Annotated in this window: 21 protein-coding genes; 9 read left to right on the top strand and 12 right to left on the bottom strand. The window is 68.5% G+C overall.

Features of this window, described 5'->3' with window-relative positions; all coding sequences use genetic code 11:
- Window positions 1-88: 88 nt before the first annotated feature.
- The 3 genes from upp to G3I74_RS07785 form a co-directional block, all read right to left on the bottom strand.
- Entirely contained in the window at window positions 89-700 is a 612-nt protein-coding gene (gene upp / locus G3I74_RS07795) for a uracil phosphoribosyltransferase (RefSeq protein WP_338063085.1), read from the bottom strand.
- A 148-nt stretch (window positions 701-848) separates the two neighbouring features.
- Window positions 849-1,580 carry a 3'-5' exonuclease gene (locus G3I74_RS07790; protein ID WP_338063083.1) on the bottom strand — a complete coding sequence of 244 codons (732 nt, stop codon included), beginning with the start codon at window positions 1,578-1,580 and terminating at the stop codon, window positions 849-851.
- 5 nt (window positions 1,581-1,585) lie between these two features.
- Window positions 1,586-3,457: a DUF294 nucleotidyltransferase-like domain-containing protein gene (locus G3I74_RS07785; RefSeq protein WP_164211021.1), complete on the bottom strand. Its 1,872-nt coding sequence runs from the start codon at window positions 3,455-3,457 to the stop codon at window positions 1,586-1,588.
- A gap of 78 nt (window positions 3,458-3,535) precedes the next feature.
- Here G3I74_RS07785 and G3I74_RS07780 point away from each other — a divergent pair, with 78 nt between their 5' ends.
- Window positions 3,536-4,084: a DUF1543 domain-containing protein gene (locus tag G3I74_RS07780; RefSeq protein WP_164211020.1), complete on the top strand. Its 549-nt coding sequence runs from the start codon at window positions 3,536-3,538 to the stop codon at window positions 4,082-4,084.
- A gap of 16 nt (window positions 4,085-4,100) precedes the next feature.
- Here the strand turns inward: G3I74_RS07780 and G3I74_RS07775 are convergent, their stop codons facing one another.
- Window positions 4,101-4,970: a pirin family protein gene (locus G3I74_RS07775; protein ID WP_164211019.1), complete on the bottom strand. Its 870-nt coding sequence runs from the start codon at window positions 4,968-4,970 to the stop codon at window positions 4,101-4,103.
- Complete coding sequence (locus G3I74_RS07770; RefSeq protein WP_164211018.1) at window positions 4,967-5,590, bottom strand: FMN-dependent NADH-azoreductase; 624 nt, start codon at window positions 5,588-5,590, stop codon at window positions 4,967-4,969. Before G3I74_RS07770 ends, G3I74_RS07775 begins: the two co-directional genes overlap by 4 nt.
- A gap of 109 nt (window positions 5,591-5,699) precedes the next feature.
- Here G3I74_RS07770 and G3I74_RS07765 point away from each other — a divergent pair, with 109 nt between their 5' ends.
- On the top strand, window positions 5,700-6,581 hold the full coding sequence (locus G3I74_RS07765) for a LysR family transcriptional regulator (RefSeq protein WP_164211017.1): 882 nt from the start codon (window positions 5,700-5,702) through the stop codon (window positions 6,579-6,581).
- A gap of 82 nt (window positions 6,582-6,663) precedes the next feature.
- A complete protein-coding gene (hrpB, locus tag G3I74_RS07760; RefSeq protein ID WP_338063082.1) occupies window positions 6,664-9,156 on the top strand; it encodes an ATP-dependent helicase HrpB in 2,493 nt (830 codons plus the stop codon).
- 12 nt (window positions 9,157-9,168) lie between these two features.
- On the opposite strand, the gene G3I74_RS07755 is transcribed toward hrpB, so the two are convergent.
- Entirely contained in the window at window positions 9,169-9,750 is a 582-nt protein-coding gene (locus G3I74_RS07755; protein ID WP_164211016.1) for a YceI family protein, read from the bottom strand.
- A gap of 9 nt (window positions 9,751-9,759) precedes the next feature.
- Window positions 9,760-10,500, bottom strand: a complete 741-nt coding sequence (locus tag G3I74_RS07750; protein ID WP_164211015.1) for a CDP-alcohol phosphatidyltransferase family protein — start codon at window positions 10,498-10,500, stop codon at window positions 9,760-9,762.
- Between the two features lie 107 nt (window positions 10,501-10,607).
- Here G3I74_RS07750 and G3I74_RS07745 point away from each other — a divergent pair, with 107 nt between their 5' ends.
- From G3I74_RS07745 to G3I74_RS07725, 5 genes are read left to right on the top strand one after another with little or no spacing between them, the layout of a single operon-like run.
- Window positions 10,608-11,582: a zinc-dependent alcohol dehydrogenase gene (locus G3I74_RS07745; protein ID WP_164211014.1), complete on the top strand. Its 975-nt coding sequence runs from the start codon at window positions 10,608-10,610 to the stop codon at window positions 11,580-11,582.
- Window positions 11,583-11,607: 25 nt separating this feature from the next.
- Window positions 11,608-12,006: a 6-pyruvoyl trahydropterin synthase family protein gene (locus tag G3I74_RS07740; protein WP_164211013.1), complete on the top strand. Its 399-nt coding sequence runs from the start codon at window positions 11,608-11,610 to the stop codon at window positions 12,004-12,006.
- Window positions 12,003-13,073 carry a glycosyltransferase family 4 protein gene (locus G3I74_RS07735; protein WP_164211012.1) on the top strand — a complete coding sequence of 357 codons (1,071 nt, stop codon included), beginning with the start codon at window positions 12,003-12,005 and terminating at the stop codon, window positions 13,071-13,073. Before G3I74_RS07740 ends, G3I74_RS07735 begins: the two co-directional genes overlap by 4 nt.
- Window positions 13,070-13,918 carry a class I SAM-dependent methyltransferase gene (locus G3I74_RS07730; protein WP_164211011.1) on the top strand — a complete coding sequence of 283 codons (849 nt, stop codon included), beginning with the start codon at window positions 13,070-13,072 and terminating at the stop codon, window positions 13,916-13,918. Before G3I74_RS07735 ends, G3I74_RS07730 begins: the two co-directional genes overlap by 4 nt.
- Window positions 13,915-14,826 carry a lysylphosphatidylglycerol synthase domain-containing protein gene (locus G3I74_RS07725; RefSeq protein WP_203594618.1) on the top strand — a complete coding sequence of 304 codons (912 nt, stop codon included), beginning with the start codon at window positions 13,915-13,917 and terminating at the stop codon, window positions 14,824-14,826. Before G3I74_RS07730 ends, G3I74_RS07725 begins: the two co-directional genes overlap by 4 nt.
- Here G3I74_RS07725 and G3I74_RS07720 read toward each other — a convergent pair.
- Window positions 14,800-15,636 (bottom strand): RibD family protein, encoded by an 837-nt coding sequence (locus G3I74_RS07720; protein ID WP_164211009.1) that lies wholly within the window; start codon window positions 15,634-15,636, stop codon window positions 14,800-14,802. The genes G3I74_RS07725 and G3I74_RS07720 overlap by 27 nt on opposite strands.
- Before the next feature lie 67 nt (window positions 15,637-15,703).
- On the opposite strand from G3I74_RS07720, the gene G3I74_RS07715 reads away from it, so the two are divergent.
- Window positions 15,704-16,831, top strand: a complete 1,128-nt coding sequence (locus tag G3I74_RS07715; RefSeq protein WP_164211202.1) for a GTP cyclohydrolase II — start codon at window positions 15,704-15,706, stop codon at window positions 16,829-16,831.
- Window positions 16,832-16,876: 45 nt separating this feature from the next.
- Here G3I74_RS07715 and G3I74_RS07710 read toward each other — a convergent pair whose 3' ends face one another.
- Genes G3I74_RS07710 through G3I74_RS07695 form a run of 4 tightly spaced genes read right to left on the bottom strand, consistent with a single transcriptional unit; the run spans window position 16,877 to window position 21,808 of the window.
- Window positions 16,877-17,662 (bottom strand): creatininase family protein, encoded by a 786-nt coding sequence (locus tag G3I74_RS07710; protein WP_164211008.1) that lies wholly within the window; start codon window positions 17,660-17,662, stop codon window positions 16,877-16,879.
- A 28-nt stretch (window positions 17,663-17,690) separates the two neighbouring features.
- A complete protein-coding gene (locus G3I74_RS07705; protein ID WP_164211007.1) occupies window positions 17,691-18,485 on the bottom strand; it encodes an FkbM family methyltransferase in 795 nt (264 codons plus the stop codon).
- Window positions 18,478-20,340, bottom strand: a complete 1,863-nt coding sequence (mdoH, locus tag G3I74_RS07700; RefSeq protein ID WP_164211006.1) for a glucans biosynthesis glucosyltransferase MdoH — start codon at window positions 20,338-20,340, stop codon at window positions 18,478-18,480. Before mdoH ends, G3I74_RS07705 begins: the two co-directional genes overlap by 8 nt.
- Entirely contained in the window at window positions 20,318-21,808 is a 1,491-nt protein-coding gene (locus tag G3I74_RS07695; RefSeq protein WP_164211005.1) for an OpgD/OpgG family glucan biosynthesis protein, read from the bottom strand. The genes mdoH and G3I74_RS07695 overlap by 23 nt, the downstream gene beginning before the upstream one ends.
- Window positions 21,809-21,815 lie beyond the last annotated feature (7 nt).

Here is a 21,815-nt window from a genome sequence, read left to right as displayed (position 1 = left end):
CCTGTCTCCTGATTTCCAGCGGTACCCGGATTCGCGGCAGACCGGCGTTTGAGCTCGATATCGGCGCAAGTGCTCTAGAGCCCAAACCTCAATGCGGCGTGCCGAACAGGCGGTCACCGGCATCACCCAGGCCGGGCACGATGTATTTTCGCTCGTCGAGTCTTTCGTCAATCGCCGCGGTGTAGACGGCGACATCGGGATGGGCTTCGTTGACCCGGGCCAATCCTTCAGGACAGGTCACGATGCAGATGACAACGATGTTGTCGGCACCGTTGGTTTTAAGCAGATCCAGTGCGGCCACCGTGGAGCCGCCGGTGGCCACCATCGGGTCGACCACGAAGCAGGTCCCGCCTTTGATTTGCGGCGGGAAGCGTTCGTAGTAGGTCATCGGCTGCTTGGTTGCCTCGTCACGAAACAGTCCGACGAATCCGACCCTGGCGGTCGGCACCAGCTCGAGAATGCCATCGAGCATGCCCACGCCGGCTCTGAGGATCGGCACGACCACGAGATCGGTCGCGATCTTTCTGGCCTTGGCTTCGCCAACCGGCGTTGTGACCGTGATGTCTTTCGTCGGAATGTTCTGCAGCGCCTCGTAGCACAGAAACTTGGTGATCTCGGTGGCCAGTTCCCGGAAGCGCTTGTGCCCGGTCTCGACATCGCGAATGATGGCCAGCTTGTGCTGCACGCAGGGATGGTCGATCAGCTTGTGAATGTCTTGGGTCCTTGTCGCGTTTGCCGAAGAGGCGTCTAGCGCCAGCCGCTCGTGTAACCGCGGCGTTGCGGGAAAGTATAGTTCATACCCCTGTTTTGCCGGGTCCGGGCATCCGCTTAAACTGGCGAACTGACGCTCACAGCCACCAGCGCCGCACCGGCGAGGCAGCGTCCAGATGCCAGGCGGCCTGGGCCAGAAACAGTTCGGCGGTGGCAAGCGCGTCGGTCATGGCGTGATGGGCGGTGTAGGCGGGCAGATGATAGCGCTCGCGACACGCGGCCAGGCGCACCGAGGCCCGTCGCTTAAACCCCAGCCAGCCGCCCACGCGCTGCAGCCAGCTTCGATTGTGGTGCAGGCTCCAGGCCTCGACGGTCATGGTATCGATCAGCGGAAAGACCAGCCCGTCCCCCATCCAGCGGCGGCAGACCTGGTCAAGAAACGGCCGCTCGATGTTGCGGTAGTGAACGACCACAACGCGTCCGGCCAGGGCCTCTAAAAGCGCCGGCAGGACGGCTGAAAAGCGCGGTGCCTGCAGCAGCTCCTCGTGAGTGATGCGGTGGATCAGCACGGATTCCGGCGCCAGCGCGCGGCGCGGGCGCACCACCCAGTATTTCGCCTCGGCCACCCGGATTCGGCGCAAAGTGAAAGGCACCAGGCCGATGCTGACGATGGCCGACTGCTGCGGGTCCAGACCGGTAGTTTCCAGATCCAGGGCCACGAACGGCGTTTGCGAAAGCGGCGTATCGCCGCTGACCACGCCGGCGCCGTAGTACGCCGCCAGCATCGGGATGGACGTGGCTTTCGCCAGAGCCTGAAAGCGCGCCGGCCAGTCGATCCGCCGGAACGCCTTGGCGCGGGATCGGCTCACGGTATTCAGACCTGCACCACCCGGTAGCGCAGGCGCAAGAAGCTCTGGGCGTTGCTAAGTACGCGAAAAGCCTCCTTCAGGTTGCGCCGATCAAAGGTATTGAGCGTGACCGGTTTGAGCTTGTTGTCTGGCCGGGTGCCTTGCTCCAGATGGGAGACGTGATGGCGATACTGGGTGACGGCGAGAAACTCCAGCGCATCGCGCAGATCGGCGGTCATGCTGGCGGTCAGAAATCCGGCCGCCACGATGTCATCGAGCCGGCGAAACGAGTTCTGGGCCAGCGAGGCGCTGGCCATGGCGTGGACCCGGATAACATCGACCATGGGCGCGGTGCCGCGCCGCTTGAGGTCCAGCGAATCCTGATGGCGGCCACTCTTTTCAAGCACGAAATCGCGAAAGAAACCCAGCGGCGGCGTGCGCGTTTGCGCGTTGTGGGCCAGGCAACCCAGGAAGGCCGGCGAGACGCTGGCGCGCTCGGCGATGAAGGTCTTGAGGGTATCGGCAAAGCGGGTCTCGCCGTGGACTCCGTCGAGATCGAAAAAGATCGAGCTGTTGAGCAGCGCCGGGCGGTCCGGGCGCTCGATCCAGCCCGCGAAGCGTTCCTGCCAGGTCGCCAGCGGCTGGCGCAGATCCGGATTGGTGGCCATCACGTTGCCCTTGCAGTAGGTATAGCCGAGCTCGGCCAGGCCATCGCAGACAAACTCCGCCAGCTGGCGAAAGTAGTCATCATGAAGATCGCGATCGAATTCGTCGTCGAGGATTAAGGCATTGTCCTGGTCGGTGACCAGCGACTGCTCGTCGCGGGCCATGGAGCCCAGCGCGAGAAAACAGTACGGCACCGGCGGCGGCCCGAGGCGCTCCTCGGCCAGCTCCAGCAGGCGCTGCTTGAAGCTGCGCCCGATCATGGCCACGGAGCTGCCGATCATGCGCGCCGTGGCGCCTTCGTTGACCATGCGCACGAAACTGCCGCGAACGTCCGGCATCAATGCCTTGAGGCCGTCGATGTCGGGCTGATCGTGAATGCTTCGGACCACGAACAGGCTGTTGCGCGTTTCATGACCGGCCAGATCCGACAGATCGATGACCCCGACCGGGCGCATCCGGTGCATCACCGGCAGGTGGTGGACGTTGTGGCGCAGCATGGCCATCAGGGCGGCGAACAGAAAATCATCGGCCTCGACGCACACCAGCGCCTCAGACATCACCTCGCCAACCGGCGTGTCGTAGGGCAGGCCCGCAGCAATCAGGCGGCGCCGCAGATCGCTGTCGGTAACGATGCCGAGCAGCCGTGGATATTCGGGATCGCCGTCGTCGGCATAGATCAGGATCGAGGACACGCCTTCGTCGGTCATCTTGCGGGCGGCGTCGCACACCGTGCCGGACGCGGTCATCATCACCGGCTCGCGCTGCACCAGCCGCTCGACCCGGGTGGTCATCATCTCGGTGCCTTCGCGGCTGCGCGCGCCGGCCTGGCGCAGCCGGGTGCGGTCTTCGACCTCGACGAAATCGGCAAAGTCCTCGACCGATTCGAACAGGTCGCGAAATTCGCTGCCCGGGATGAAATAGATCAGCGTGTCTTCCAGCGCGCGGACCGGAAAGCGGGCCGAGCGGCCGCTGATCAGGCTGATCTGGCCGAAAATATCGCCCTCGCCGAGCCGGTTGTAGAACTCGCCGCTGCGCCGAAACATCTCGACCGAGCCCTGGCGGATGTAGTGCAGATCGTTGATCTCCTGGCCCAGCGTCACGATATCGCTGCCGGCGCGGAAATAGGCAATCTCCACCGTCCCCGCCAGCTGGTCCAGGCGCGCCTCATCGAGAAAGCTGAACGGCGGATGCCGCCGCAGATGCTCGCGGATTTCCAGTTGTTCGACTTCCATCGGGCGCCTTTTCGTTCTGCCGCCGGCTCAGTCTAGCGCGGTCTTGACCCAACCCGGGCGATCGGGCCTAATGCAGCCATGTCCGATGATGCCTGGAAACTCCATGCGGTCCTGCTCGGCGGCCGCGCAGCCGGCTGCCGGGTGGAGCTGCACGATGTCGCTTTTGCCGTCGGGGCTTCGCTGCAAGACACCCACGCCCAGCTGCTCGACCAGTGGTTCGGTGAGCCGGACGGGCTGCATATCGACGCCTTTGCCGTCGTCGACCAGGTCGAGGGCTTCCGCGTGACCTTGAGCGACCGACCTGCAGACAACCGGCAGCCGCGCCTGTACTTCATCAACATCGGCGGCTACCGGCCCGGCGAGTTCGCCGAACAGCACGCCTATGCCCTGCTGGCGGCGCGCACCAAGACCGAGGCCAAGGCGCTGGCCAAAAACACGCTGCTGAAAGGGCACGCCAGCATCCACAAAGACGATCTCTACGATGTCGATGACGTGCTCGAAATCCGCACCGCCGGCGCCTGGCATATCCACCTGCACGCCGACCCCGCCGCCACCGCGCCCGAGGTGATCAACGGCTATTTCCCGCTGCCGCGCAAGACCATCGAAGCCTGGCTGAAGGAACAATAAATCCGGCTTGCCGCCCTCAGGCCGGCTCGGTCAGGCGACCGGCGCGGTAGTCGGCCATCGCCTGCTCGATTTCTTCGCGGCTGTTCATCACGAACGGACCATATTGAACGACCGGCTCTCCGATCGGGCGTCCGGCGATCAGCAGCGCCCGACCGCCGTCGCCGCCGGCGATGAGCACAACCGAGTCACCGTCGCCCAGCACACCGGCCGAGCGGTAAGGAACAGGCCGGCCATCGACCGAAAGCTCCCCGTCGTAGACGTAGAGCAAGGCGTTGTAGCCGGCCGCGATCGGAATGTCCACGCGGCTGTTCGGCGCCAGGTGCAGGTCGACCAGCAGCGGGTCGGTGGCCATACCGCCCGGAACGGCGTTGACCGCGCCGGCCTGCTCGGCGCCGTCCACGGCCAGGGTCCCCGCGATCACCCGCGCGCGACCGCCGGCAAAGTCCATTTCGGGGACGTCGGCGGCGGCGATATCGCGGTAGGCGGCCGGCTTCATCTTCGCGGCCGCCGGCAGGTTCAGCCACAGCTGGAAGCCGCGCATGCGGCCCTCGGACTGCTGCGGCATCTCCGAGTGGATCACGCCGCGCCCGGCGGTCATCCACTGCACCGACCCCGGCCCCAGGTCGCCGCTGTTGCCGAGGTGGTCGGTGTGCTGCATGCGCCCTTCGAGCATGTAGGTCACGGTCTCGAAGCCGCGATGCGGATGGGCCGGAAAGCCGGCCAGGTAGTCGTCCGGGTCGTCGGAGAAAAACTCATCGAGCATCAGGAACGGGTCGAGCCGGGCGAAGCCGCTGGAGCCCAGGCTGCGCCGGAGCTTGACGCCGGCCCCGTCCGAGGTGGCCTGGGACTCGATCACGCGCACCAGGGCGCGGTAACGCTGGGTCATTGGCTGCCCTCCCGAACGCTCAAGGGCAGCAAAGCAATGCGCTCGCGGGCCTCACCCACGGCCTCGGCGGCGGCCTGCTCGCCCAGCGCCAGGCCTTCGGCGTAGGTGAAGTGGATCTCGGCAAAACCCAGCATGCCGAAAAACATCTCGATCAGGCGCGTCTGGGTGTCGTTTTCGGTCCCCTGGTAGCGCCCGCCGCGGGCGCAAAAGACGTACAGCGGCCCGGTTTCGAGCAGGCCTTTTGGCCCGGCCTCGGTATAGCGGAAGGTCACGCCGGCCCGGGCGACGTGGTCCATCCAGGACTTGAAGGTTGACGGCACGGTGAAGTTGTACATCGGCAGCGCCACGGCCACGGCATCGGCCTGTTTGAGCTCGGCAATCAGAGTATCGGACATCGCCAGCGAAGCCTGCTGGGTCGGGCTGCGCTCGGTCGCCTCGGCCTGGAAGCCGGCCACCGCCTCGGCGGTCAGATGCGGCAGGGGATCGGCCGCCAGGTCGCGGCACAGTACCTGGCCGTTCGGGTATTGCTCGCGCCAGCGGCTGGTAAAGGCATTGGCCAGCTGGCTGGACTGGCCGTCATCGCCGAACAGGCTGGCCTTGATCACGAGTAGGGTTGGCATGCAAGCACTCCTGAGGGTGGCTGAGAATAAAGGACAGGGTCAGATTATCTTTGTATATTTCGAACGTAAAGCGCAAAATGTTGGACTTATCTATCGAAAATTTAGAAATATGACGCCAAGAATCACGCTCGAGCAGTGGCGGGCCCTGATCGCGGTCCACGACCACGGCGGCTACGCCCAGGCCGCGGCCGCGCTCAACAAGTCGCAGTCCACCGTGAGCTACGCGGTCCACCGCATCGAGGATCTGCTCGATGTCCGGGCCTTCGAACGCCAGGGCCGCAAGGCCCACCTGACGGCGGCCGGGCAAATGCTGGTCCGACGCGCGCGCGCCCTGATCGAGGAGGCCGAGCGCCTGGAGCGGGCCGCCGCGCTGGCCGCCGGCGGCTGGGAGACCGAGCTGCGCGTAGCCGCGGAAGTCATCTTCCCGACCTGGCGGATGCTGGACTGCCTGGACCGGCTGTGCCGGGCCCAGCCCGGACTGCGCGTCCAGCTGCACGAATCGGTGCTGGGCGGGACCGCGGAGTTGCTGACCTCCGGCCGGGTCGACCTGGCCATCGCCTCGAGTATCCCGGCCGGGTTCATCGGCGACCCGCTCACCCGGGTGCGCTTCATCGCCGCCGCCGCACCGGACCATGCCCTGCACCGGCTCAACCGGCCCCTGACGGCCGAGGACCTGCGTCGCCATCGCCACCTGGTGGTGCGCGACAGCGCCACCCAGCCGGCCGGATCGCAGGCACCGCGGGCCAGCGATCAGCGCTGGACCGTGACCGCCAAGGCCACCTCGATTGCTGCGGCCTGCCGCGGCTACGGCTTTGCCTGGTACGCCGAGGACATCATCCGCAGCGAACTCGACAGCGGCGCGCTCAAGCCCCTGCCCCTGGCCCACGGCGCCGAGCGCTGGGCCACCCTGTACCTGGTTTATGCCGACCCCGACAGCGCCGGCCCGGCGGCTCGCGCCCTGGCCGATCTGCTGCGTTCGGCCGCCGCCTGATGGCCGCCACCTGCCATAATCGGCCGCAGCCCCCTTCGATCCGGCCCTTGGACCAGAAGCCGTCGATCAACTGCAATATCAAGTGGAAACACTCAAAGCCACCGCCCGACCCGGCCTGCCGATCGACGATCTGCTGCCGAGCCTGGCGGCCACCCTGGACGACCACGACACGGTCCTGCTCACCGCCCCGCCGGGCGCCGGCAAGACCACCCGGGTGCCGCCGGCGCTGCTGAGCGCCGACTGGCTTGGCGGGCGCAAGATCCTGCTGCTTGAGCCGCGTCGCCTGGCCGCGCGCGCGGCCGCCCGCTTCATGGCGCGCGAACTCGGCGACGAGGTCGGCCAGACGGTCGGCTACCGGACGCGGCTGGAAACCCGGGTCTGCAATACCACCCGCATCGAGGTGGTCACCGAAGGCATCCTGACCCGCATGCTCCAGCGCGATCCGGCGCTGGACGGCATCGGCTGCGTGATCTTCGATGAATTCCACGAGCGCTCGCTGCAGGCCGACCTGGGCCTGGCCCTGGCGCGCGAGGCCCAGCAGGCGCTGAGGCCTGACCTGAAGCTGGTGGTGATGTCGGCCACGCTGGCGGTAGAGCCGCTCAAGGCCGTGCTCGATGACCCACCCTTGCTCGAGGCGCGCGGACGCAGTTTTCCGGTCGAAGTGCACTATCAGCCGGTGCCGCGCGAGCGCCGCCTGCTCGACCACGTCGCCGCCACCGTGCGCCGGGCGCTGACCGAGCATGCAGGCTCGGTGCTGGTGTTCCTGCCCGGCAGCGGCGAGATTCGACGGGTGGCCGCGCTGCTGGCGGACCACCTGCCCGAGCGCGTGCGCCTCTGTCCGCTTTACGGCAGACTGGCGCCGGCGGTCCAGGATCTGGCCATCGCGGCGCCGGCGCCGGGCGAGCGCAAGGTGGTGCTGGCCAGCGCCATCGCCGAGTCCAGCCTGACCATCGACGGCGTGCGCATCGTCATCGACGCGGGCCTGGCCCGCGGCAGCCGCTTCGATCCCAACAGCGGCATGAGCCGGCTGGTCACCGGCCCGGTCTCCCGGGCGGGCGCCGAACAGCGCGCCGGACGGGCCGGACGCCAGCAGCCCGGCCTGTGCTACCGGCTGTGGAGCGAGGCCCAACATCCGCGCCTGCGCGCCCACACTGCGCCGGAAATCGAGCAGGCCGACCTCGCCGGCCTGGTCCTGGAGCTCGCCCACTGGGGCGCACAGGATCCGGCCGAACTGGTCTGGCTGGACTTGCCGCCGGCAGCCCACTGGCAGCAGGCGGTTGACCTGCTGAGGCGGCTGAATGCGCTGGACGACAGCGGCCGTATCACCGCCCACGGCCGGGCCCTGCTCGAGCCTGGACTGCACCCCCGCCTGGCCCACCTGCTGCTGGCCGGGCGCGCGCGCGGCTGGCCGCGGACGGCAGCCGAGCTGGCCGCGCTGCTGAGCGATCGCGATCCGCTGCCGCCGGGGGCCGGCGCCGACCTCGGGCTGCGCCTGCAGGCCTTGCGCGACGCGTCGAAGACAAAAAGCCGCGGCAGCCTGAGCACCGCGCGCCGGCTCGCCGACCGGCTGGCGGCGGGCGCACCTCGGCACGATCAGGACAGCGCTGAAGCGCTCGGCATCTTGCTTGCGCTGGCTTTTCCCGACCGTATCGCCCAGGCCCGCGGTGGGCGCGGTCGATACCTGCTGAGCAACGGGCGCGGCGCCTTCCTGCCCGAAGCCGATCCGCTGGCCGGCGAACCCTGGCTGGTCGCGGCCGAACTGGACGGCCAGGCCCGCGAAGCGCGCATCTACCTGGTCGCGCGCTTGAGCCCGGCGGCGCTGGAGTCCGCGCTGGGCGAGCAGATCGAGCAGACCACGGTGGCCGAGTGGGACGATCGCCGCGGCAGCGTGATTGCGCGCCGGCGACGCTGCCTTGGCGCGCTGGTGCTGGAAGAACAGGAACTGGCGCAGCCGGATCCGGCCACCATCGAGGCCGGGCTGCTGGCCGCGGTGCGCAGGCGCGGTCTGGACAGCCTGCCGTGGAATACCGGCAACCGCCAGTGGCAGGCCCGGGTCGAGCTGCTTAAGTCGCTTGACCCGGATCGCTGGCCGGCCGTCGACGATGCCACGCTGGTTCAGGATCTGGAGGCCTGGCTCGCACCCTTTCTGGCCGGGGCGCGGCGCTGGCGCGACGTCGAGCGGCTTGACCTGCAGCGGGCCCTGAACCACTTACTCGACCCCGGTCAGCAGCAAGCGCTGCAGCAACTGGCCCCGGCGACGATCGATATTCCGACCGGACGACGCGTGGCGCTGGACTACCGGGCCGAAGGCGGGCCGGTGCTGGCGACCAAGCTGCAGAGCGTGTTTGGATGGACCCGGACGCCGACCATCGCCGGCGGGCGCGTGCCGGTGACGCTGCACCTGCTCTCACCGGCCGGACGCGCACTGGCGATCACGACCGACCTTTCCAGCTTCTGGCGCCAGGGCTATCCGGACGTGCGCAAGGACCAGCGCGGACGCTACCCCAAGCATCCCTGGCCGCAAGACCCGCTCAGCGCAGTGCCCAGCGACCGGACCAAAGCCCGCGGCGGCTAGAGGGCCACGCGGCTACTCGGCGATGGCCTCGAATTCGAGCATCATCCGCACCTCGTCGCCAACCAGGCCGTCTTCGAGCGCGTAGCTCATGCCCCACTGGCTGCGCCGGATCGTGGTCCGCGCCGACATGCCCACGGTATAGCGTTCGTGTCCGAAGGGGTAGACCGCGCGCTGGTTGATGGTCACCTCCAGCGCCACCGGGTGGGTCTGTCCGAGCAGGGTCAGCTCGCCGTGCAGGGTCCCGCGATTGTCCGCTTCCGGCTCCCAGCGGGTCGCTTCGAAACGGACCTGGTCGTAGCGGCCGGCGTGCAGGAAATCATCGCTGCGCAGGTGCTGATCGCGCTCGCGGTGGTTGGTGAAGACGCTGGCGGCCTCGACCACCACCTCACCGCTGTGCAGTTCGTTGGCCTCCTCGTCCCAGACGAAGCGCCCGCTGGCTTCCAGGAACTGGCCCAGCTGATCGGCGTAGCCGACGTGTTTGATCAGGAAACCGATGGAAAAATGTTCATCATCGATGACGAACTCGCGCGGCTCGGCCTGCGCCGCACTCAAACCGACCAGCGTGACCAGTGCGGCAATCAGGAAAGCTTTCATGATGATTCCTCAGGTGGCTAAAGGGGAGGCCTGGTGCCGCTTAAGCCAGGCGACATCGAGGCCAAAGGACAGCACCAGTCCGACCAGCGCCGAGAGCAGCAAAATACTGGCCGTGGGCGAACCGACCAGCGGCGTTATGACCAGCACCAGCGCGCTGACCTGCCACACGCACACCAGCTTGCGCCGGAAACTCCCCGGCAGCGGGGCGCTCAACCACGGCCAGACGCTGGCCGCCAGCAAGAATCCGTAGCGCATCAGGCCGATCAGCAGGACCCAGGGACCGGCCAGGTCGGCGGCCATCGCGCCCAGGCACAGCACCATGATCAAGCCGGCATCGACCTCCATGTCGAAGCGCGCACCGAACTCGCTGCACTCGTCGAAGCGCCGCGCCAGCCAGCCGTCGACGCCGTCCAGCGCCAGGACCAGCAGGGCCAGACCGGCGATGGTCCAGCCCTGCTCACGGTACAGCGCAGGTTCGAACAGCGCCGCGGCCAGCACGGCGACCAGTCCGGCGCGGGCCAGCGTCACCTGGCTGGCGCGGCCCAGACGCGCGCCGCTGCGGCTGGCCAGATGACGAATCGCAGCCGCAAGCAACGCAGCCAGTGCGACGGCGCTCAGCAGGGTGTGCGGATCCGCGCCGACCAGCGCCAGTGCGGCCAGCCCCAGGGCGGGCACCGTGATCGGCAGCAGCCAGACGCCGCCGCCCGCGCGCGCTGGCCGATTCTCAGAATCGCAGCTTGTATGCGTCATCGTGGACATTATCTTCACAATGCCATCCGGCGCGTAAATTTCCGTCAACGTCGGCCTCACCGCGTATCCTCGACCATGACGCCAACAACTCTGGGAAGCCTAAGTTCATGACGCTCACCGCGAGGGCCTTCTGGGTCCGCGAGCCCGGCCAGGGCGAAATCTTCGAGCAGGAACTGATCGAGCCTGACGCCAGCGAGGTGCGCGTGCGCGCCTTGTGCAGCGGCATCAGCCGCGGCACCGAGGCCCTGGTCTTCCAGGGCCAGGTGCCGCCGAGTCAGTATGCGGCCATGCGCGCCCCGTTCCAGGAAGGCGACTTCCCCGGCCCGGTCAAGTACGGCTACGCCAGCGTCGGCCGAGTCGAACACGGGCCCGCACAGCTGCAGGGCCAGCCGGTGTTTTGCCTGTTTCCGCACCAGGACCGCTACGTGGTCCCGGCCAGCGCCGTCCTGCCGCTGCCCGATGAGGTCCCGCCGGAGCGCGCCGTCCTGGCCGCCAACGCCGAAACGGCGCTCAATGTGGTCTGGGATGCCGGCGTTGGACCGGGCGACCGGGTCGGCGTCATCGGCGGCGGCGTGGTCGGCTGCCTGGTCGCCTGGCTGGCCGCCCGGATTCCCGGCACCCGCGTCACGCTGGTCGATCTCCAGCCCGAACGCGCGGCGCTGGCCGACCTGCTGGGCGCGCACTTTGCCCAACCCGCGCAGGCGCCTGAAGATCAGGACGTGGTCATCCACACCAGCGCCAGTGAAGCCGGACTGGCAACCGCGCTGGGCTGCGCCGGCACCGAGGCCTGCGTGGTCGAAGCGAGCTGGTACGGCACCGCACAACCCAGCGCCCCGTTCGGCGAGGCCTTCCACGCCCGCCGCCTGACCCTGCGCTCCAGCCAGGTCGGCCAGCTGCCGCCGGCGCGCCGCCCACGCTGGGACCACCGCCGCCGCCTGGCCCTGGCCCTGGCCCTGCTCGACGATCCGCGCCTGGATACCCTGATCAGCGGCCAGAGCCGCTTCGACGAGTTGCCGCAGCTGATGCCGCGCCTGGCCGAAGGCAGCGGCGAGGTGCTGTGCCATCGCATCGTCTATTCCTGAACATCCCGCAATCGGAGAAACACCCATGTACGAATTGACCGTTCGCGACCATTTCATGATCGCCCACAGCTTCCGCGGCGAGATCTTTGGGCCGGCGCAGAAGATGCACGGGGCGACCTACGTGGTCGCCGCCAGCTTTCGCCGCTCCGAGCTCGATGAGGATGACCTGATCGTCGACATCGGCCTGGCCGGAAAAGTGCTGGGCGAAATCCTGGCCGACTTCAACTACCGCAACCTCGACGAGATCGAGGCTTTTCGCGGCCGCAACACCACCACCGAGTTCATGGCCCGGGTGGTCTTCGACCGTCTGGCCGAGGCCGTGCGCGCAGGTCGGCTGGGGCCGGCCGCCGAGGGACTGAGCGGACTGAAAGTCAGCCTCAAGGAATCGCACCTGGCCTGGGCCAGCTACGAGGGAGCGCTTTGAGCGAGGCCCTGCACTTGATTGTGCCGGGCGATCCCGGCCAGCGCACCGGCGGCTACCTGTTCGACGCCCGCATCGTTGAACAACTGCGCGCCCTCGGCTGGACGGTGACGGTGACCGGGCTGAGCGGCCGTTTTCCGCTGGCCGATACCGCCGCCCGGGCCAGCATGGCCGAGTCCCTTGCCGCGCTGCCCGAGCAGTCGCGGGTGATGATCGACGGCCTCGCCCTGGGCGCGGTGCCCGAGGCCGTTGCCACCCAGGCCGACAGACTGAAGCTGGTCGGCCTGGTCCACCATCCGCTGGCCGACGAGACCGGGCTGAACGATGCCCAGCGCGAGCGCCTGCTGAGCTCGGAGCGCCAGGCCCTGGCCTTGTGCGATGCGATCGTCGTCACCAGCGCGTTCACCGCCCGACGCCTGCAGGCCCTGGGCCTGACGCAAAAGCAAGCGATCGTGATCGAACCCGGGGTCGAGCGCGCCCAGCTGGCGCCGGCTGCCCTGGCGCGCAGGCAAACGGGCCGCGAGCCGGAAACCGAAACCCTGCTGTGCGTCGCCAGCCTGACCCCGCGCAAGGGCCAGGACCTTCTGGTCGCTGCGCTGGACAGCTTGCGCCACCTGCCCTGGCGCTGCCGCCTGAGCGGCTCGGATGCGCGCGCGCCAGACTTTGCCGCTGCCGTGCGCGAGCAGATCGCGCGGCTGGGCCTGGACGGGCGGGTGGAAGTGAGCGGCGAGCGCGACGCCGCCGAGCTGGAGGGCGACTACCGCTGGGCTTCGGTCTGCGTGCTGCCGTCGCACTACGAGGGCTACGGCATGGTCGTCACCGAGGCCCTCGCCCGCGGCCTGCCCGTCATCGCCACCAGCGGCGGCGCGCTGGCCGACACCGTGCCCGAGGACACCGGACTGCGGGTGCCGCCCGGCGACGCCGATGCGCTGGCCCGGGCGCTAGCGCGCTGGCTGAGCGACGAGAGCCTGCGCCGGCGATGCACCGAAGCGGCCATCGAGCGCCGCGACCAGCTTCCAGGCTGGACCGGCAGCGCTCGCCGACTGGCCGAGGCGCTGACATCGGCATGAGCGCGCAGGAGACCTTCGCCGCCGACTGGCTGAGCCTGCGCGAGCCAGCCGACCACGCCGCGCGCAGCGCGGCGCTGGCCGAGAAACTTGAGCATGCGCTCAGCGACCGCCCCACCCTGCGCATCGTCGACCTGGGCTGCGGCCACGGCAACAACCTGCGCTGGCTCGCACCCCGGCTGTCGGGCCGGCAGCGCTGGCTGATGGTCGATCGCGATCCGGCCCTGCTCGACTGGCTCCAGGACCGCAGCGCAGCGCGCCCGCCCGCGCCTGGACTGGACATCGAGACCCGCCACACCGACCTGGCCGACAGCGATCTGGCATTTCTCGCCGAGCACGACCTGGTCACCGCTTCGGCCTTGTTCGACCTGGTGTCCGAGGACTGGCTGACGCGCCTGGCGCAAGCTTGCCGCAAGCACCGGTGTGGCGCGCTGCTGGCCCTGAGCGTGACCGGCGACTGGTGTTTTCTGGACATCCGGCAGCGCAGCATCAGCGATCCAGACGATCGATTCGTCAGGCAGCAGTTCAACCGGCATCAGTGCAGCGACAAGGGGTTGGGCGCCGCGCTGGGTCCGGCGGCGGCCCGGGTCCTGCCCCGGGTCTTTGCTGACCATCGCTTCGACGTCGATACCCGGCCCAGCGACTGGCTACTCGCCGCAGGTGATGCGCTCACCTTGCGCCTGGGCCCGCCGCTGCTGCAGGGCTGGCGCGATGCGGCCGTTGAGCAGGCAGCGCAGGAAGCCAAGCGAATCGAGCAATGGCACGAGCGCAGGTCCGGCGCGCTGGTCGCCGGCGAGCTCGGTCTGCGCGTCGGCCACGTCGACCTGCTGGCCCTGCCGACCTCGTGAAGCTGGGCCCGGGCGCGCGCTGGCTGATCAGCCTGGTCCTGCTGGCCGGGCTGGCGCTGTGGCTGGATCCGGCCCGGATCGCCGCCGAGGTCGGGGCCCTGGATCCCGGCTGGCTCATCTTTGCCCTGCTGGTCAGCCTGGCCCAGACGGCGCTGTCGGCCTGGCGCTGGCGCTTCACCGCGCATCGGCTGGGGCTGGATCTGGCGCCGGGCCGGGCGCTGGCCGACTACTACCTGGCCGGGTTCATCAACCAGGTTCTGCCCGGCGGCGTGGTTGGCGATGCCTGGCGCGCGCAGCGCCACGCCCGCCGCTCAGGCCAGACCGGCGTGGCCTGGCGCGCTGTCATCCTGGAACGCGCCTCCGGCCAGCTGGTGGTCGTGGCACTGGCCGCGCTGGTGGTCACGCTTTACCCGCCCTGGCGCGAAGGCTTCGCGCCGGCGCTGCTGACGGCCGGTCTGGGCCTGGCGTTGATCGGCGTATTCGGCGCCCTGGTGGCGCGGCGACTGCGGGATCGGGCCGGCTGGATCGCGCAGATCGGCCCCGACCTGCGCCGGGCCCTGCTGGCCCGCCGGGCCTGGCCGGTGCAGCTGGCCAGTTCGATCGCTATTGTCGTCAGCTACCTGCTGGTTTTTGCTGCCGGCGCCCGCGGCATTGGCGTTGAACTGCCGCTGGTGCAGCTGATGATGATGGCGCTGCCGGCGCTGCTGGCGATGCTGGTCCCGGTGTCCGTGGCCGGCTGGGGCTTGCGCGAGGGCGCGGCCGGTGCGGTCTGGCTGATCAGCGGCCTGCCGCCCGAGCAGGGCGTGGCTGTCTCGATTACCTACGGTGTGCTGGTTCTGCTGGCCAGCCTGCCCGGCGTGCTGGTGCTGCTGGCCCCGTCGTCAGGCCAGGCGCACGTCGACCAGTAGCTCATCGCCCAGCGGAAAACTGCGCATGGGCGGGCGGCGCGCCGCGCTCAGGCGCTCGATGGGCGGCAGCACCAGCCCGGGTCGTCCCGAGCCGATGATCAGTGGCGCAATCAGCAAATGCAGGTGGTGCAACGCGTCGGCGTGGACAAAGCGCGAGACCGTGACCCCGCCGCCCTCGATCAGCACCCGGCGCAGTCCGCGCTCGGCCAGCGCCCGGATGACCGCCTGGGGCGCTACCTGGCCGTCCTTGCCGCAGGCCACGACCTGGCGCTCGACGCCGAAGGGCGCGGCCGGCAGATCGGTATCCGGCCCGACCAGATGCACCACCGGGGGCTGGCCTGCAGCGCGATCAAACAGCGGCCCGACGGGATCAACCCGCCCGCGCGGGTCGAGAATCACCGCCACCGGATCGGGGCCATCGACGTGACGCACGGTTAAATTCGGCCGGTCCTCGGCCGCCGTGCCCGCACCGACCAGCACTGCATCGACCAGGGCGCGCAGACGATGCAGGTGAGTCCGCGCGATCTCGCCGTTGATGTACCAGGAATCCCCGCTTTCGGTGGCGATGCGGCCGTCCAGGCTCTGCCCGAGCTGGCCGATGACAAGGTCGCCGGGACGGGTCACCAGCGGCAGCAACACGTCGAGCAGGGCGGCCTCATGGCCAGGCAAAGGGCGGTCGACGCGCCACTCGCCCCCGGCAGCGATTTCAATATCGGAACCCAGGATCTCGCTGCGGTGGACTTTCAGCGCCGACCAGTCCAGCCCGCGCAGCCCCAGCAGCAGGCCCCATGCCGATGAATATGCCATCATGAATTCACAATTCGACCGCGGCTGTCACACTACCGTAAATATGTCTCCAAAGAACGATCCGATCCACATGCATCAGACCGAACGGGCCATCTTCGATCTTCGTCGCGGCGTCGCCGTGGTCATCGACGACGATACCGGATCTGAAACGGCGCGCGCCCCCAGCGTGCTGGTGCAGCCAGTCGAAGGGCTGCCGGATGAGGAACTCGCCGGCTTTTCCGGCCACCGTTCGGCACGTCTGGTGATCACCCGCCACCGCCTTCGCAGCCTGGGCGTAAACACCCGCGCCGAAGCCGCCAGCCTGCCGTTGCGCCCGACCGCGTCGGCGGTCAGCGCCGGCATCGTGCTGCAGGCCGCCTGCGCGGATGCGCCGCTGGACCGCGAGCTGTTCGCCGAGCCGCAGCCGGCCACGGTGACCGAGCGCGCCGCGCTCGCCCTGATGCGCCGCGCCCTGCTGATCCCGGCGGCGCTGACGGTGCGCCTCAACGACCGGCAGCGCCGGGCGATTCAGACCCAGATCGATCGGGGCGAGCTGCTGACGGTGCCGGCGCGCGCTGCCGAACACTGCTTCGAACTGGCCGCAGGTCTGCTCAAGCGCGTCAGCGAGGCGCGTGTGCCGCTGAACGACGTGGCCGAATCGCGCTTCGTGCTTTTTCGGGAACCGGACGGCCTGCGCGAACACGTCGCCGTGGTCATCGGGCACCCCGAACAGTGGCCCGACGCGGTACCCGTGCGAATGCACTCGGCTTGCCTGACCGGCGACCTGTTCGGCAGTCTGCGCTGCGACTGCGGCGAGCAGCTGCGCTCGGGCGTGCGCACAATCGAGGAAATGGGTGGCGGCGTGCTGCTCTACCTGGCCCAGGAGGGCCGCGGCATCGGACTGGCCAACAAGCTGCGCGCCTACACGCTGCAGGATCAGGGCCACGATACGGTCGACGCCGACCAGATCCTGGGATTTGGCGAGGACGAGCGTCATTACTGCGTCGCCGTCGACATGCTCGCAGCCCTGAACATCCGGAAAGTTCGACTGCTGACCAACAATCCCTCCAAGCTGCGGGCACTGGCCCAGGGCGGTATCGAGGTCGCCGGCCGCGAAAAGCTCTATGGCCAGGTCACCGACGAGAATCGCCGCTACCTGACCGCCAAGGCCAGCCGCTCCGGACACCTGCTGGAAGAGGTCCTGGACGCGGCCAAGTAGACGCGCCGTCTCAGCCAAAGCTCGCCGAACGCGAGCAATCGAGCGTCAACCGCGCCAGCTGCCAAGGCCGGTGGCGACAGCCTCGCGCATCACCTGAGCCAGCCTGGCGGCGTAAAAGTCGACCAGCCGGCGCCCCAGCTCCGGGGTGGCGGCCGCTGCATCGCCGACAACGCCGGCCGGGTTGAGATCCTCGGCCAGCCAGGCCCAGGCGGCGTCGGCTTCCGGGCCCAGCGCGGCATCAGACGGGCGATCCGAGGCACAGGAAGCGAAAGACTCAAGTTTCTCGGTCCGCACCCGCTCGCGGTGCAGGTGCATCATCATGGCGGTCTCGGCCTGTCCGCCGTGCAACCCCAGGCGCAGTTCCGCAGCACCGAGCAGATGCTCGGGAGCGCGGAAGGCCATGTAGCTGGCCTTGACCACCAGCAGCTCGTATCGCCGCCGCAGCTCCAGCGCCGCCGGCCCCAGCCAGCCGATGTTGCCGCCGTGCCCGTTGACCAGCACCAGGCGGCGAACGCCGGCGGCGGCCACGGCCGCGCCGATGCGCTCGAGCTGGCGGCTCATCTGGCCGGCCGACAGCGACAGCGTGCCGACAAAACCGGCATGCTCATCGCTGGCCCCGAGCGCCAGGGAGGGCAGCACAAAGGCATCGATGTTGTCATCGAGCTGCGCCAGCGCCCGCTCCAGCAGGCCGGTGGCGATGTCCAGGTCGGTCGACAGCGGCAGGTGCGGGCCATGCTGCTCGATTGCCCCCAGGACCATCACCGCCAGCGCATCGGCTCCGGCGAGCTCGGCCAGCTCCGGGGAAGTCAGATGTTGCCAGCGATGGATCATCAGGGGCCCGCCTTCAAGCAATGTTCTTCTACACTAAACGATGGGCGTGGTTCTTGGCACCGCCATCGCCCCCGTTAACCGACCTTCGTGCGTATAGGTCGCCGGAGGCCAGGCCCCCGGCGCCGGCTTCGAGCCAGGCTCGTATGGCTTCGGCATCCATCCACTCGGCCAGGAAAAACTCCCGGCGCTCGCCCTCAACGACCTGGTAGCGATAAGCGCCGAGCTGCTCGAGCCGTTCCACGCAGGCCAGGGCCTGGTCCAACGCGCCCGCCACGAACTCCACCGACAGCGCGGCCAAGGGGCGCGACAGGCCGGCCAGCACCTCCGGCTCGAAGCCCTCGACGTCGATCTTGCAAAAGACCGGTTCGCCGTAATGCGCGATCAGGTGATCCAGGGTGGTGACCTCGACGCGTAGCCGGCTATCCCAGTTCACGCCGGCAAAGCCCGGCTGCGCCTGGACCACGCGCGCGCGCCACTGCGGCGACAGGCTGGCCACGGTTGGGTTGGTCCGGCTGGTGGCCAGCTCCAGGGTGCCGGGCTCAGAGCCGACGGCGAGCGGCAAACAGGTCACCGCCTCGTGCCGCCCGACCAGGCGCTGCAGCCAGGCAAACAGGCGAGGCTGGGGCTCCAGCGCCAGCACGCGCGCGCCCAGGGCGGCGAAAGCCGTCGTTCGGTCGCCCAGGTGCGCGCCCACATCGAACACCCGGTCACCGGGCTGGACAAAGACCCGGTAAAACCTCCTCAAGGCGCGCTGCCGACCCGGACGCCGGTAGATCAACAGCGAGCGCAGCAGACCCAGGCCATTCTTCAGGCGCTCAGACACCGATCCTCCCGTAGCGGGTCTTGTGGCGGTCCGGGACAGCGTGACCCAGGCACTGTATCGGCATGCGACCCGGGCACTCCGGTGGCGGCGCGGCGGGTGTCCGTCCCAGGCGGGTGCGCTGGGCCTCGACCGGGCCGCGCGCAAGCGCCGGGGCCGGGCCCAGCTCGGCCGGCGTCAGCAGCAAGCCGGCGGCCTGCAGCCCCTCGCCGAGGCGGCGGCTGCTCGAGGCCCAGGTCAGCAGCGGGGCCAGCAGCAAACCCAGCCAGACCGGGCTCATCCACCACAGATACTGCGGCGTCTGGATCGCGGCAAGAACCATCCAGGCTAGGCCGAACACGCTGGCGAGGCCGGTTCGGGTCAGGGCTTCGAAAAAGGTCAGGCCACGATCCCCCCGCGGCGGCGATAACCATCCGACGCTGGAACCCGACACGATTTCCAGCGCGAAACGCACGTGAAACAGCATCATTACCGGCGCCAGCAGGACCCCGGCGACGGCCTCGAGCACACCGCTGGCCAGCAGGCGGACGCGACCGCCGAAGGCCTGCGGCCGCTGCAGCGAGGCCAGCAGCAGGCCCAGCAGGCGCGGCCCGAACAACAGGCCAAGCGTCGCCGTCAGCAGGGTCAGGCTCCAGGTCTGCGCCCCGGCCGCGAGCTCGACCGCCGCGGCCGGGTGCTGCAGCATGGTAACAAGGCCCAGAACGATCAGACCCAGCCAGGCGATCGACGACAAGAAAGCACAGGCCCCGAACAGAAAGTGCACGCGACTGGCCGGATGCAGCCCGGGCAGCCGCAGCAGGCGCAGATGCTGCAGGTTGCCCTGCATCCAGCGACGATCGCGAACCAGGTAGTCGACCAGGTTGCCCGGCACTTCCTCGTGACTGGCCAGTGGCGCGGTATCCAGCACCACCGACCAGCCGCCACGAACCAGCAGGGCGGACTCGACGAAATCGTGGCTGAGGATTTCACCGCCCAGCGGTGGCTTGCCCGGCAGATCGGGCAGGCCGCAGCTGGCCATGAACGCCGGAATCCGGATCAGGGCGTTGTGGCCCCAGTAGTTGGCCGTTCGACCCTGCCAGAACGCCTGGCCGGTGGCCAGCATGGGTGAATAGACCGCCGCGGCAAACTGCATCAGGCGCGCGAACAGGCTGTGCTGGCCGGCCGGAACGGGCACGGTCTGGATCAGACCGATGCGGGGATCGCTCTGCATGGTGGCGACCAGCCGCAGCATGCTGGCCGCATCCATGCGGCTGTCGGCATCGAGGACGAGCATGAACTGGTAGCAGCGCCCCCAGCGGCGGCAAAAATCGGCCAGGTTGCCCGCTTTTCGGCCCACGTTGTTGCTGCGATGGCGATAGCGCAGCGGCAGACGCTCGCCGAGCTTGCCCTGAAGATCGGCCACCGCGGTCTGCTCGGCGGCCAGAATGTTGGCGTCCCAGGTGTCGCTCAACACGAAAAACTCGAAGCCCTGGGACCGGCCGGAGGCCAGCAGCGAGGCCGCCATCGCCGCAATACCGGAGCAGACCGCGGCCGGATCTTCGTTGTAGATGGGCACGACCAGCGCCGTACGGTGGGCACCCGGCGCAGGAGCCGAGGCAGACGGTCCGGGCTCGGGGCGCAGGCTGAACGGGTTTCGTCGAAGCACGCCCAGGACAAAGCCGATCACCGCGTGCCAGAACGAAACCGCGATCCAGGTGAAGGTCAGGGCGAACAGCAGCGCCAGCGGAATGCGCGCGAAAAGGTCCACCCCCGCCGCAGCCAGGGCCTGGAACAGGCCCACCAGACCCAGCAGGCCGGTGCACAGCACCAGCGCCAGAAACAGCCGTCGGCGCAGATCAAAGTTGTCGATCAATCTCATCCGGATACCACACATAACTCCACACTTCCGACACCGGACGCTCGTCGACGTGCAGGAAAACGCGCAAATCGGAGGGTCCGCCCTCCTCGTCGGGGTCCAGGGCAACGACGGCTCGTATAGCGCGGGTTTCGGGCAGATGCTCCAATCGCGTCTCGAGCAAGCGGCCGCCGCGGGTCCGGGCGCTCAGTTCCACGCCTTCGGCATCAGCAAGCGCGGGCCCGTCAAACTCGATCACGAAGCGGCGTCGAGAACGATCGCGCCAGTTCTCCTGCCCCGGTATTCCGGCTCGGCCCGTATGCGTGGCCCTCACCTGGGCCAGGCCCTCGTTTGACTTGAACCCATCTACCGTCGTCAGCCGATAGCGATAACGACGAGACTCACCGGCCAGAATCGGCGCATCGGGTACCCAGAAGGCAACGATATTGTCGAAGGTCTCGTCTTCGGTCGGAATCTCGACCAGTTCCACTCGCCCCGCGCCCCAGTCACCGGCCAGCGGCTCAACCCATAGGCCGGGTCGTAAATCATAGCGTGCTTCCAGGTCCTGGAAATCCTCGAACTGGCGCCGCCGCTGCAGCAGCCCGAAACCCTCCGGCGCGGCATCGTCTTCAAACCCGCTCAGTCGAACCCGGGCCCGGTTCGACAACGGCCGCCATTGGGCTTCTCCACGACTGCTGCGCACCAGCAATCCGTCGGAGTCGTGCACGCGAGGTCGAAAGTCGTCGACTAAAACCGGCCCGGTATCGCCGTGCTTGAACATACTGGTCAGTGCAGCGATACCGGGCCGAACCAGATCGCGACGGGCAAAAAACTGTGCGTCGACAACCATGGACGTCGGGTCTCCGGGCTCCACTTCGAAAGCGAACGCGCCGGTCACCGAGGGGCTGTCCAGCAGGGCCAGCAGGCGCAAACGTTCTTGACCCGGCTCCGGTCGCTGCAGCCAGAACTCGCGAAACACCGGAAACTCTTCCGCCCCGCTGCCACCGCTGTTCAAAGCCAGACCGCGGGCGGACAGACCGTAGACCTGTCCTGACCCGATGAGGCGGAAATACGAAGCCCCGAGAAACACGAGGAATTCGTCATGCCGCTCGGGCCGGTTCAGCGGATAGTGGACCCTAAAACCGGCATAGCCCGCCGCACTGGCCACCGGCGGACCCTCCAGCGGCCGATCAAAGCGAAAACGCTTGGGGTCGAACGGCACGTCATCAACAGCGCCTTCGTCGATCTCATGAATACGCACGGTTTCGTTGAACAGGAAACCGGGATGGAAGAACTGGACGCGGAATCCTTCGTTCTGCGGCCACAGCGCGCGGTCCGGATCGAAACGAATCGCACGGTACTGGTCGTAATCCAGAGCCGCCAGAGCCGGGGCCGGCGGATCCGGCGGCTGCCAGTCGCGCGCGGCCAGGGCTTGAGCCTTGTCAGCGACGTCGGACCGTTCCAGCGCCTGGGTGGAGACGGCATACGTCATCAGACCC

It is taken from the genome of Wenzhouxiangella limi, from assembly GCF_010499265.1.
GTDB classification, from domain to species: domain Bacteria; phylum Pseudomonadota; class Gammaproteobacteria; order Xanthomonadales; family Wenzhouxiangellaceae; genus Wenzhouxiangella; species Wenzhouxiangella limi.
Note: the sequence above shows the minus strand (reverse complement) of the source record. Positions and strands in the feature narration are given on the sequence as shown.

What these genes read in the sequence shown, in the direction of transcription:
- G3I74_RS07785 (WP_164211021.1), bottom strand. Translation starts at nt 3,457, where the DNA reads ATGGAAGTCGAACAACTGGAAATCCGCGAGCATCTGCGGCGGCATCCG.
- G3I74_RS07780 (WP_164211020.1), top strand. Translation starts at nt 3,536, where the DNA reads ATGTCCGATGATGCCTGGAAACTCCATGCGGTCCTGCTCGGCGGCCGC.
- G3I74_RS07775 (WP_164211019.1), bottom strand. Translation starts at nt 4,970, where the DNA reads ATGACCCAGCGTTACCGCGCCCTGGTGCGCGTGATCGAGTCCCAGGCC.
- G3I74_RS07770 (WP_164211018.1), bottom strand. Translation starts at nt 5,590, where the DNA reads ATGCCAACCCTACTCGTGATCAAGGCCAGCCTGTTCGGCGATGACGGC.
- G3I74_RS07765 (WP_164211017.1), top strand. Translation starts at nt 5,700, where the DNA reads ATGACGCCAAGAATCACGCTCGAGCAGTGGCGGGCCCTGATCGCGGTC.
- G3I74_RS07755 (WP_164211016.1), bottom strand. Translation starts at nt 9,750, where the DNA reads ATGAAAGCTTTCCTGATTGCCGCACTGGTCACGCTGGTCGGTTTGAGT.
- G3I74_RS07750 (WP_164211015.1), bottom strand. Translation starts at nt 10,500, where the DNA reads ATGACGCATACAAGCTGCGATTCTGAGAATCGGCCAGCGCGCGCGGGC.
- G3I74_RS07745 (WP_164211014.1), top strand. Translation starts at nt 10,608, where the DNA reads ATGACGCTCACCGCGAGGGCCTTCTGGGTCCGCGAGCCCGGCCAGGGC.
- G3I74_RS07740 (WP_164211013.1), top strand. Translation starts at nt 11,608, where the DNA reads ATGTACGAATTGACCGTTCGCGACCATTTCATGATCGCCCACAGCTTC.
- G3I74_RS07730 (WP_164211011.1), top strand. Translation starts at nt 13,070, where the DNA reads ATGAGCGCGCAGGAGACCTTCGCCGCCGACTGGCTGAGCCTGCGCGAG.
- G3I74_RS07720 (WP_164211009.1), bottom strand. Translation starts at nt 15,636, where the DNA reads ATGATGGCATATTCATCGGCATGGGGCCTGCTGCTGGGGCTGCGCGGG.
- G3I74_RS07715 (WP_164211202.1), top strand. Translation starts at nt 15,704, where the DNA reads ATGCATCAGACCGAACGGGCCATCTTCGATCTTCGTCGCGGCGTCGCC.
- G3I74_RS07710 (WP_164211008.1), bottom strand. Translation starts at nt 17,662, where the DNA reads ATGATCCATCGCTGGCAACATCTGACTTCCCCGGAGCTGGCCGAGCTC.
- mdoH (WP_164211006.1), bottom strand. Translation starts at nt 20,340, where the DNA reads ATGAGATTGATCGACAACTTTGATCTGCGCCGACGGCTGTTTCTGGCG.
- G3I74_RS07695 (WP_164211005.1), bottom strand. Translation starts at nt 21,808, where the DNA reads ATGACGTATGCCGTCTCCACCCAGGCGCTGGAACGGTCCGACGTCGCT.